This is a genomic window from Kitasatospora sp. NPDC059803 (genome assembly GCF_042732255.1).
Taxonomy (GTDB): domain Bacteria; phylum Actinomycetota; class Actinomycetes; order Streptomycetales; family Streptomycetaceae; genus Kitasatospora.
Window position 1 is genome coordinate 1 of sequence record NZ_JBHWIJ010000296.1, and the last position, 10,679, is coordinate 10,679.

Genomic DNA, 10,679 nt, shown 5'->3' on the forward strand with positions numbered 1-10,679 from the left:
CGGGGGGGCCCCGGGGGGGGGGGGGGGGGGCGCCGCGCGGCGGCGCGCGCGGGCGCCCCCCGGGCGCGCGGGTCGGGGGGGGCGGGGGCGGGGGGCCCCGCCGGCGACACGGCCGGATGTGGCGCCGGTCACACGATCGGGGCCCTCGGGGGCCTCCGGGTGAGAAGGGTCACGCCCGGCGGGCGGGCGGGCGTCCGGGCGGCGGCAGGGCCCGGCAGGACTGGGCGGGCGGGGTCGCGACACGGTCCGAGGTCCTGTCCGCTTCGGGACCTTGGTCGCGACTCCGGCCGACCTTCGGCCCGGTGGCGGCCCCCTCGTACCCGGGCAACCGTGGACGGTCGCCCGGTGTGAGCGGGTGATGGCGCCGTCCGCCGGACGGCGTCTTTTCTTGCCGTCTACCCGGCGCACGGTGAGCGGGCCATCCGCCGCCGTACGCTCCGGAGGACCCCCAGCACATGTCCCAGACCATCGACAACGCCCCGTATACCGCCTTCCACCGGAGACTGGCCCTCGCCTGTTCCGGTGGGCCGCTGCTCGACGGCTACATCCTGAGCATCGTCGGCGTCGCCCTGATCGGGATGCGACCCGAGCTCGGCCTGTCCACCGCGGAGGTCAGCCTGATCGGCGCCGCCGCGCTGGTGGGCATGTTCGTCGGCGGCGCGCTCTTCGGCGTGCTGACCGACCGGATCGGCCGGGAGGTGATGTACACCGCCGACCTGCTCGTGATGGTCGCCTGCTCGGTGCTCTCCTTCTGGGTCGACACGGTGTGGGCGATCGCCGTGCTGCGCTTCGTGCTCGGCATGGCCGTGGCCGCCGACTACCCCATCGCCACGTCCCTGCTCGCCGAGTGGCTGCCCGCCAAGCAGCGCGGGCGGCTGCTCGGTCAGCAGATCATCGCCTGGTACGCCGGCTCCGTGCTCGCCTACGTGGTGGGCTACGCGTTCCTGGAGCTGGCCGGGCCCGGCAGTTGGCGGTGGATGCTCGCGAGTTCCACGGTGCTGTGCGTGGTGTTCCTGGTGATCCGTCGCGGTACGCCGGAGTCCCCGCGCTGGCTGGCCGCCCACGGGCGGGTCGGCGACGCGGTGCGCGTGGTCGAGAAGCACCTCGGCGTACGGGTGGACGGCCGCGAGCTGATGCCCGACCCGGCCGAGCGCGGCCGCCCCGGCGGGCTGCGCCTGCTGATGACCCCGCCCTACCGGCGCCGCACCCTGTTCTGCGGCCTGTTCTTCCTCTGCCAGGTCGGCCCGCTGTTCGCGATGCTCACCTTCGGCCCGCAGATCCTCTCCTCCTTCGGCATGCCCGGCGGCACCGTGATGGAGACCCTGGGCACCGGGCTGATCAGCCTCGTCTTCCTGCTCGGCTGCTTCCCGGCGCTGCGCCTGATCGACACCCGCGGCCGGCGCCCCGTCATCATCTGGTCGTTCGCCCTGATGGCCGTCCCGCTGGCCCTGCTGGGCGTGTGGCCCACCGCCCCGGCGGCCATCGCCCTGACGGCGCTGTGCGCGTACGCCTTCCTGTGCGGCGGGCCCAACGTCCTCGACTGGACCTACCCCAACGAGCTCTTCCCCACCGAGATCCGGGCGACGGCGGTGGGCGTGGCGACCTCGGTGAGCCGGATCGGCGCGGCCGTCGGCACCTACCTGCTGCCGCTGTCGCTGTCCGGGCTGGGCACCGGCCCGACCATGCTCATCGCGGCCGGCACCACCGTGGTCGGCCTGCTGGTGTGCGTGCTGTGGGCCGAGGAGACCCGGGGCACCGCCCTGGGCGCCGCCCCGGCCGCGGGCCGCAAGGCCGCCAGGCCGGCCGTCCCGGGGCAGCGCGTCCCGCAGACGGCGCGCTGAGGGCGCGCCGAGCTGCGCTGCGGGTGCGCTGAGCTGCGCTGACGGCCACCGCGTGACGCACCGGCGGCGGCGGGCCCGGCCCGCCCCGCGGGCGGCCCCCCGCCCCCCCACCCCCCGTCATTTGGGGCGCTGGGGGCCCGGGCCGGGTTGCACCGGTGGCCCCCCCCCTTTGGGGCCCCCCCCTTTTTTTTATTGGTTGGGCGCCCCTTCGTCGTGTCGTGCCCGGGCCGGGGGCCGGTCAGCCGTTGTTGCCGCCGTGCTTGCCGCCGTTGCCGTTGCCACCGTTGCCGCCGTTGTTCCCGCCGATGACGCCCGGCGGGAAGGTGAACCCGCCGCCGATCATCCCGCCGGCGTTGTTGCTGCCGCCGCCCGGGTTGCCGCCGCCGGGGTTCCCACCCGGGTTCCCGCCCGGGTTGCCACCGGGGCTCCCCGCGGGGTTCCCGCCCTGGGGCGGCGGGTTGCCGCCGGGCTGCTGCTGGGCGTTGGGGTCGGCCGGCGGCGTGGCCCCGCCGCTCAGGTTGGCGTTGGGGTCGGTCTTGGGCGCCGGGTCCGGGATGTTGATGGTCTGGATCTGCTCCGGCGACGAGCCCTTGAGGGCCTGGTTCATCGCCAGCTGCCAGATCGGACCGGGGCCGTCGGCGCCGAACACCTCGTCGAAGTGCTTGCCGCCGATGTTGATGTTCTTCATCTTGACGCCGCCGGCCGGGCCGCCGAGCCAGACGGAGGTGGCCAGCGACGGGGTGTAGCCGCTGAACCAGGCGGCCTTCTTCTCGTCGGTGGTACCGGTCTTACCGGCGATCTGCCGGCCGTCGTCGAGCTTGAGCGCGGCCGCGGTGCCCTTCTCGGTCACGTTGAGCAGGACGGTGTTGAGGGCGTCCGCGGTCTGCTCGGAGAAGGCCTGGCTGCAGGTGGTCTGCGGGACCTTGACCTCCTTGCCGTCGACCGTGCTGATCTTGTTGATCGCGACCGGGGTGCAGTACTTGCCGCGGGCCGCGAAGGTCGCGTAGACGTTCGACATGGTCAGCGGGCTGAGCTCCAGGGTGCCGAGGACCATCGAGGGGACCTCCTGGAAGGCGTCGCCCTTGGCGGACTGGGTGATGCCCAGCTTGTTGGCCATCTGCTTCATCGCGCAGAGGCCGACCTGCTGCTCCATCTGCACGAAGTAGGTGTTGACCGAGAGGGCCATGGCCTGCTTGAGCTCGTACGGGCCGACCTCGCCGGTCGACTCGTTCTTCACCGTGGCCTTGGGCTTGTCGGTGTTCCTCCAGGTACCCGTGCAGGTGGTCATCTGCGGGTAGTCGATCTTGTTCTCGGAGGGGAACGGCTGGGTGGGCGACAGGCCCGACTCCAGGGCCGCCGCGGCGAGGATCGGCTTGAACGTCGAGCCGGTCTGGAAGCCGTTGCCGCCGCCCATCGCGGAGTCGACGTTGAGGTTGACGACGGTCTGGTTCTTGTTCGGGTCCAGGCCGTACGGGCGGGTCTGGGCCATGGCCAGGATCTTGCCGGTGCCGGGCTCCATCATGGTCGCGGCGGCCGAGACCGTGTCCGTCACGTTGACCTTCTTGGTGACGGCGTTCTGGGCGGCGGCCTGCTTGTCCGGGTCCAGCGTGGTGTAGATGTTCAGACCGCCGGTGTCCCACAGCTTCTTGCGGTCGGCGACGCTCTTGCCGAACGCCGGGTCCTGCTTGACCACGTGGCGCACGTAGTCGCAGAAGAAGCCCATGCCGGCCTGGGCGGTGATGCAGCCGTTCTGCGGGTCCTTGAACTTCAGGCCCAGCGGGGCGGCCTTGGCCTCCTTGGCCTGGTCCGCGGTGATGTGCTTGTTCTCGAGCATCTTGTCGATCACGACGTTGCGGCGCTTGACCGTGTTGTCGGGGTAGCGCACCGGGTCGTAGGACGACGGGTTCTGCACCATGCCGGCCAGGGTGGCGGCCTCGGCGACGGTCAGGTCCTTGTTGCTCTTGCTGAAGTAGCGCTGGGAGGCGGCTTCGATGCCGTAGGCCTGGTGGCCGTAGAAGGTGATGTTGAGGTAGTTGGTGAGGATCTGGTCCTTCGACAGGTCCTCCTCCAGCTTGATCGCGACCTTGAGTTCCTGGATCTTGCGGCCCAGGGTCTTGCGCTGCGCCTCCAGCACCGCGGCCTGGTCGTCGCCGGCCTTCTCGACGTTGACGTTCTTCACGTACTGCTGGGTCAGCGTCGAGGCGCCCTGCGAGGTGGTGCCGCTCTCGGCGTTCTTGCCGATGGCGCGGAGCACGCCCTTGAGGTCGACGGCGCCGTGCTCGTAGAAGCGGGCGTCCTCGATGTCGACCTGGGCGTGCCGCATGAACGGTGACATCTGGTCGGCGGTGAGGACGGTGCGGTCGCGCTCGTACACCTTGGCGATCAGGCCGCCCTTGGCGTCGAAGATCTGCGTCGCCTGGGTGAGCGGCGGGGTCTTGAAGTCATCGGAGATGTTGGAGAAGCTCTCCGCCGTGTCCTTGGCGGTCAGCCCGATGGCGCCGACGGCGGGCAGGGCGAGGCCTGCCAGCAGGACTCCGGAGAGCACGCTGACGCCCAGGAACTTCACTCCGTGTCCCGCGATGTCGAGCGGCGACTCGCGGCGCTTATCGCGCGGAGCTCCGGTGTTGCCTGGGGGCTGGGATGCCTGGGGGCGCTTCGGTGCCATGAGGAGAACCCTACGTCCCGGAATCCCGCCCATAGGGGCAGGTGTTCCCCTACGCTTGTCACAAGCTTGCGACAGCTTCGGTGCGTCAACACCATTCACTCTTGTGAGTGCAGAGACTTGCCCGAATTGCCCGATATTAGAGGGTTTTTGAGGCGGCTGCGGCCTGCTGCACTCGTGTGAACGGTAGCGCTCTGTGATGACGCGCGTGGCGAGAGTTGCTGCGCCGCGATTGACAAGGCTTGCGACCTGCGATCACTCCAACGAGTGAGCTGACCGGTACCCATAGTCCAATCGGGTCATGCGAGATTGAGCCCGGAGGGGCTGTTGCTCGCTGTCGTTCTTCCGTAACGTCCTCAACTGGCAACGGTGAATATGCCGTTGCCGCCGTGGGGGAGCCTCGATACGGGAGAGGACGGCGCCGGGATGGGCTGGGTTGACGACTGGAGTGCGCAGGCCGCCTGCCGCACGAGTGATCCGGACGAGTTGTTCGTCCAGGGGGCGGCGCAGAATCGCGCCAAGGCGGTGTGCAGCGGTTGCCCCGTCCGCACGGAGTGCCTGGCGGACGCACTGGACAACCGGGTCGAGTTCGGGGTCTGGGGCGGGATGACGGAACGCGAGCGCCGGGCGCTGCTGCGCCGCCGCCCGACGGTCATCTCGTGGCGGAGGCTGCTGGAGACGGCCCGCACCGAGTACGAGGAGTCCCTCGCGACCGGCGTGATACTGACGGACTACGCCCAGGCGGGCTGAGCACGCCGGCGCGGTGCGGACCCGCGCCGTGGCAGACCGGTGCCGGGGGGCCATCGGGCTGAGGACATCGATGCCTGGCGCACTCGTGTCCGGCGCACCCGCGCCGAGGACGTTCACGCTGAGGACATCCGTGCTGAGGACATCCGCATCGAGGACATCCACATCGAGGGCGTTCGCGCCGGGCGCTCCGGTGCCGGGCGCCCGGGCCGGGCCGGTGCCTACGCGGTGCCGCTGAGCCGGTCCCCGATGGCGCGCAGCCCGTCCAGGTCGTGCACGTCGCCCGGCAGCGCGGCGACCTCCACGATCGGCACGTCCGGGTACACGGAGACGAAGCGGTCGCGGGTGCGGCGCTCCCGCCCCATGATCTGCATCCGTTCGGCGTGCAGCCTCAGCAGCCCGGCCGCGAGCAGTTCGGCCTCGGGCGAGGCGTGCTCCGAGCCGTTCTCCTCCAGTGCCTCTGCGGCCGCCAGCGCCCGTTCCGCGGTGAGCTGCGGCGCGCCCGAGCCGTGTACCCGGTTGAGCACCAGACCGGCCAGCGGCATCCGGTCCGCGGCGAGCCGGTCGACGAAGTACGCCGCCTCGCGCAGCGCGTCCCGCTCCGGCGCGGCCACCACCAGGAACGCCGTGCCCGGCGCCTTGAGCAGCTGGTACGTGCGGTCGGCGCGCTCGCGGAAGCCGCCGAACATGGAGTCCATCGCGCTGACGAAGGTCTGCACGTCGGTGAGCAGCTGGGCGCCGAAGATCTTGCCCAGGGTGCCGGTGATCAGGCCCATGCCGGCGTTGAGGAACCTCATCGCGCTGCGGCCGCCGACCTTGGCGGGGGCGGTCAGGATCCGGATCACCCGGCCGTCGAGGAAGGAGCCGAGCCGGTTGGGCGCGTCCAGGAAGTCCAGCGCGGAGCGGGACGGCGGGGTGTCGACGACGATCAGGTCCCATTCCTCGGCGTCGCGCAGCTGCCCGAGCTTCTCCATCGCCATGTACTCCTGCGTGCCCGCGAAGCCGGCCGACAGGGACTGGTAGAACGGGTTCTCCATGATCGCCTTGGCCCGTTCGGGTTCGGCGTGGGCGAGCACGACCTCGTCGAAGGTCCGCTTCATGTCGAGCATCATGGCTTGCAGCTCGCCGTCGCCGGTGACCCCCTTGACGACCCGGGGGGTGTTGTCCAGCTCGGTGAGGCCCATCGACTGGGCGAGCCGGCGGGCCGGGTCGATGGTCAGAACGACGACCTTGCGGCCGCGTTCGGCGGCCCGCAGGCCGATCGCCGCGGCGGTGGTGGTCTTGCCGACGCCGCCGGAGCCGCAGCAGACGATGATCCTGGTCCTCGGGTCGTCGATCAGCCTGTCGACGGCGAGCCGGCTGCCGACGGCCCGGACACCGCTGCCGCCGTTGCCGACCCCGCCGCTGCTACCGCCGCCGTGGGCCCGGCCGCCCCCGCCGTTCCCGCTGGCTCCGCTGGTTCCGTTGGTGGTCACGCCGCCCCCTGCCGCTTCAGTTCGCCCGCCAGCCGGTACAGCCCGCCGAGGTCCACGCCCTCGCCCAGCAGTGGCAGTTCGTACGTGGGGAGCCGCAGTTGCTGGAGGTCGGCGCGCTGCTCGCGCTCCAGCTCGACCCGCTCGGCGTGCTCCCTGGCCTGCTCCAGCAACGGGTCGAGCAGCGGCTCCACCGCCGCCCGGACCGTCTCCGGCTTGCGCGAGCGCCCGCCGAGCCCGGCCTCGCCGAGGGCCAGGGCGACCTCCTCGCGGTGGTTCCCGTCCACCGCGGCCACCGCCGCGGCGTCCAGCACCGGCGGCCGGACCATGTTGACCATCACCCCGCCCACCGGGAGCCTGGCCTCGCGCAGCTCGGCGAAGCCGTCGACCGTCTCCTGCACCGGCATCTCCTCCAGCAGGGTGACCAGGTGCACCGCGGTCTCCGGCGATTTCAGCACCCGCATCACGGCCTGCGCCTGGGTGTGTATCGGCCCGATCCGGGCCAGCCCGGCGACCTCGGCGTTCACGTTCAGGAACCGGGTGAGCCGCCCGGTCGGCGGCGCGTCCATCACGACCGCGTCGTAGCGGCGGCGGCCGTCGGGGCCCTTGCGCCGGGCCGCCTCGCAGGCCTTGCCGGTGAGCAGGACGTCCCGTACGCCGGGCGCGATGGTGGTCGCGAAGTCGACGAAGCCGACCTTCTGCAGCGCCTTGCCGGCCCGGCCGAGCTTGTAGAACATCTCCAGGTACTCGAGCAGCGCCTGCTCGGGGTCGATGGCCAGCGCGAACACCTCGCCGCCGCCCCCGCCGCCCCCGTCGTCGGGGGGCAGGCCCAGCTGGGCGCGGGAGACCGCGGCGATCCGGCGCTCCTCGTACGGGAGGGCGGCGATGCCGAACAGTTCGGCGATGCCCTGGCGCCCCTCGACCTCGATCAGCAGCACCCGGCCGCCGTCGGCGGCGAGCGCCAGCGCCAGCGCGGCGGCCAGCGTGGTCTTCCCGGTGCCGCCCTTGCCGCTGACCACGTGCAGCCGGACGCCCTCCCAGTCGGGGTCGCGCCGGGCCGCCTGGCCGGGGGTGCGTGCCACGCTCCGTCTCCGTCCGTCTCGTGGGCCGGGGCCGCTCCGTCGGCCGGCCCGAACTACCGGTGCCCTCTCGCGAGGGTAACCAGGGAGCGCGCCGGATGCCCGGAGCACCAGGGGGGCCGGGCCTGAATCATGCCCCCTTTGTGGGCCACCTCACACGCCGGTCCGTGGGCGGCGCCGATCGCGGTGGCCGCTCGTCTAGAGTCTGGCCATGACCAAGTGGGAATACATGACGGCGCCTCTGCTCGTGCACGCCACCAAGCAGATCCTGGACAACTTCGGCTCGGACGGCTGGGAGCTCGTCCAGGTCGTGCCGGGCCCGAATCCGGAGCAGCTGGTGGCCTACTTCAAGCGGGAGAAGAACGCATGAGCAAGGTCGAGGCCAAGCTCGCCGACCTGGGGCTGACCCTGCCGCCGGTGGCCGCTCCGGTCGCCGCGTACGTGCCGGCCCTGCGCTCGGGCGAGTTCGTGTTCACCTCCGGCCAGCTGCCGGTCGTCGGCGGCAAGCTGCCGAGCACCGGCAAGGTCGGCGCCGAGGTCTCCCCGGAGGAGGCCAAGGAGCTCGCGCAGACCTGCGCGCTGAACGCGCTGGCCGCGATCAAGTCGGTGATCGGTGACCTGGACCAGATCGAGCGGGTCGTGAAGGTGGTCGGCTTCGTCGCCTCCGCCCCCGACTTCACCGGCCAGCCGGGCGTGATCAACGGTGCCAGCGAGCTGCTCGGCAAGGTGCTGGGCGAGGCCGGGGTGCACGCCCGCAGTGCGGTCGGCGTCGCGGTGCTGCCGCTGGACGCCCCGGTCGAGGTCGAGCTCCAGGTGCGCGTCAAGAACAGCTGAGTGTGATCGCGAAAGGCGGGGTTGGGCCTGTCCAACCCCGCCTTCGTACGCTTAGCATCCGGGCATGGACCATCGAGCGACGACGCTCCCGATGCCGCCCGGTTGGCCCGCCCGGATCCGGGCGGTCGACTCCGGCGTGCTGACCCCGCCGGTGCCCAGGCTCGCCGCGACGGTCGTGCTGCTGCGCGACGCGGCCGCCGGGCCGCAGGCGTACCTGCTGCGCCGGCGCACCTCGATGGCCTTCGCGGCCGGCATGTACGCCTACCCGGGCGGCGGGGTGGATCCGCGCGACGCCGAGGTGGAGACGGGCTGGGCCGGACCGGCGCCCGAGGAGTGGGCGCGGCGGCTCGGGGTGGACGCCCGGACGGCGCGGGCGGTGGTCTGCGCGGCCGTCCGCGAGACCTTCGAGGAGGCCGGCGTCCTGCTGGCCGGCCCGGACGCGGACAGCGTCGCCGCGCCGCGCGACTGGAGCGCCGAGCGGGCGGCGCTGGAGGCGCACGAGCTCTCCTTCGCCGAGTTCCTCCGCGACCACGCCCTGGTGCTGCGCAGCGACCTGCTGGGCGGCTGGGCCCGCTGGGTCACCCCGGAGTTCGAGGAGCGCCGCTACGACACCTGGTTCTTCGTCGCGGCGCTGCCGGCCGGGCAGAGCGCGGCCCTGGAGGTCGGCGAGGCCGACCGGGTGGCCTGGCTGACGCCCGCCGAGGCCGTTCTCGGATACCAGGAGGGCCGGTTCGGGATGCTGCCGCCGACCGTGACGGTGCTGCGCGAGCTGGCGCCGGTGCGCACCGCCGCGGAGGCGCTGGACGCGGCCGTCGGGCGGTCGCTGGAGCCGGTGCTGGGCCGGGCCGAGGTCCGGGGCGACCGGATGACGGTCCGCTGGCCCGGGTACGACGAACTGACCATCGACGGGGACTTCCCCGAGGACGCCTGACCGCACCGGCCCCGCCCTCGTCGGCGCTGTCGCCGACGACGCCGCCGAACAGACTCGAAACAGAGAACAGAGAGGACCGACGCCCGATGACCCACAACGCCGTGGCTCGCCGGACGGCACCCGAGCTGCCCGCCCGCCGCCTGATCCCCCGTACCCCGGCCTGCGAGAGTCAGGTCCCGTTCGTCGAGACGGCCCAGCGGCCGCTCGTCCGGGTCCTGCCGCTCAGGGCCCTGCACCGGCCCCGCGGGGACAACCGGTGAGCGGGCTCCTGCCGGGCGACCCGGCCGCCACCATCGACGGCGAGGCCACGCCCCGGGCGCTGTGCGTGCTGGCGCCGAACCCGTCGCCGATGACGCTGGACGGCACCAACACCTGGCTGCTCTCCGAGCCCGGCTCGGACCTCGCCGTGGTGGTCGACCCCGGCCCGCTGCACGAGGGCCACCTGCGCCGAGTGGTCGACCTCGCGGAACAGCGGGGCAAACGCATCGCGCTGACCCTGCTCACCCACGGCCACGCCGACCACTCCGAGGGCGCGGCCCGCTTCGCCGAACTCACCGGCACCGAGGTGCGCGCCCTGGACCCGGCGCACCGGCTGGGTTCCGAGGGCCTGGTCAACGGCCAGCGGCTGGACGTCGGCGGCCTCGACCTGCGGGTGGTCGCCACCCCCGGCCACACCTCGGACTCGCTGACCTTCCACTTGCCCGCCGACGGCGCGATCCTCACCGGCGACACCGTCCTCGGCCGCGGCACCACGATGGTCGCCCACCCCGACGGCCGGCTCGGCGACTACCTGGACTCGCTGCGCCACCTGCACACGATGGCCTCCGCGCACGGCGTGCGGACGGTGCTGCCCGGCCACGGTCCGGCGCTCGCGGACGCGCTCGGCGCCGTCGACTACTACCTCGCCCACCGGGCCAACCGGCTCGCCCAGGTGGAGACCGCGGTCGAGGCCGGCTGCCGGACCGCGGACGAGGTGGTGGCCCGGGTCTACGCCGACGTCGACCGGGCGCTCTGGCCGGCCGCCGAGCTCTCGGTCCGGGCGCAGCTGGAGTACCTGGAGGAGCACGGGCTGATCCCGGGCCTCGACTGATCCCGTCGCGCGCGGGGCGGGCA

The 10,679-nt window shown here is 72.7% G+C and carries 10 protein-coding genes; 7 read left to right on the forward strand and 3 right to left on the reverse strand.

Annotation, left to right across the window (positions count from 1 at the left end; translation table 11 throughout):
- Window positions 1-455: 455 nt before the first annotated feature.
- Window positions 456-1,841, forward strand: coding sequence for an MFS transporter (locus ACFV6I_RS32625; protein WP_063350346.1), 1,386 nt, complete (start codon window positions 456-458; stop codon window positions 1,839-1,841).
- A 238-nt stretch (window positions 1,842-2,079) separates the two neighbouring features.
- Here ACFV6I_RS32625 and ACFV6I_RS32630 read toward each other — a convergent pair whose 3' ends face one another.
- A complete protein-coding gene (locus ACFV6I_RS32630; RefSeq protein WP_380429245.1) occupies window positions 2,080-4,407 on the reverse strand; it encodes a transglycosylase domain-containing protein in 2,328 nt (775 codons plus the stop codon).
- Between the two features lie 522 nt (window positions 4,408-4,929).
- Between ACFV6I_RS32630 and ACFV6I_RS32635 the strand changes: the two genes are divergently transcribed.
- On the forward strand, window positions 4,930-5,253 hold the full coding sequence (locus ACFV6I_RS32635; protein WP_030240986.1) for a WhiB family transcriptional regulator: 324 nt from the start codon (window positions 4,930-4,932) through the stop codon (window positions 5,251-5,253).
- A 218-nt stretch (window positions 5,254-5,471) separates the two neighbouring features.
- On the opposite strand, the gene ACFV6I_RS32640 is transcribed toward ACFV6I_RS32635, so the two are convergent.
- Window positions 5,472-6,590 (reverse strand): ArsA family ATPase, encoded by a 1,119-nt coding sequence (locus tag ACFV6I_RS32640; RefSeq protein WP_063351282.1) that lies wholly within the window; start codon window positions 6,588-6,590, stop codon window positions 5,472-5,474.
- A gap of 131 nt (window positions 6,591-6,721) precedes the next feature.
- A complete protein-coding gene (locus tag ACFV6I_RS32645; RefSeq protein ID WP_063348661.1) occupies window positions 6,722-7,804 on the reverse strand; it encodes an ArsA-related P-loop ATPase in 1,083 nt (360 codons plus the stop codon).
- 208 nt (window positions 7,805-8,012) lie between these two features.
- Between ACFV6I_RS32645 and ACFV6I_RS32650 the strand changes: the two genes are divergently transcribed.
- The 5 genes from ACFV6I_RS32650 to ACFV6I_RS32670 all read left to right on the forward strand — a co-directional run bounded on the left by ACFV6I_RS32650 (window position 8,013) and on the right by ACFV6I_RS32670 (window position 10,656).
- Entirely contained in the window at window positions 8,013-8,171 is a 159-nt protein-coding gene (locus ACFV6I_RS32650) for a DUF4177 domain-containing protein (protein WP_167745864.1), read from the forward strand.
- Window positions 8,168-8,635 carry a RidA family protein gene (locus tag ACFV6I_RS32655; protein WP_063348662.1) on the forward strand — a complete coding sequence of 156 codons (468 nt, stop codon included), beginning with the start codon at window positions 8,168-8,170 and terminating at the stop codon, window positions 8,633-8,635. Before ACFV6I_RS32650 ends, ACFV6I_RS32655 begins: the two co-directional genes overlap by 4 nt.
- Before the next feature lie 64 nt (window positions 8,636-8,699).
- A complete protein-coding gene (locus tag ACFV6I_RS32660) occupies window positions 8,700-9,566 on the forward strand; it encodes an NUDIX hydrolase (RefSeq protein WP_380335632.1) in 867 nt (288 codons plus the stop codon).
- Window positions 9,567-9,652: 86 nt separating this feature from the next.
- Window positions 9,653-9,826, forward strand: coding sequence for a hypothetical protein (locus tag ACFV6I_RS32665; RefSeq protein ID WP_159398479.1), 174 nt, complete (start codon window positions 9,653-9,655; stop codon window positions 9,824-9,826).
- The gene (locus ACFV6I_RS32670) at window positions 9,823-10,656 is read left to right on the forward strand and encodes an MBL fold metallo-hydrolase (protein ID WP_380335637.1); all 834 of its coding nucleotides are present in this window, start codon (window positions 9,823-9,825) and stop codon (window positions 10,654-10,656) included. The genes ACFV6I_RS32665 and ACFV6I_RS32670 overlap by 4 nt, the downstream gene beginning before the upstream one ends.
- Window positions 10,657-10,679 lie beyond the last annotated feature (23 nt).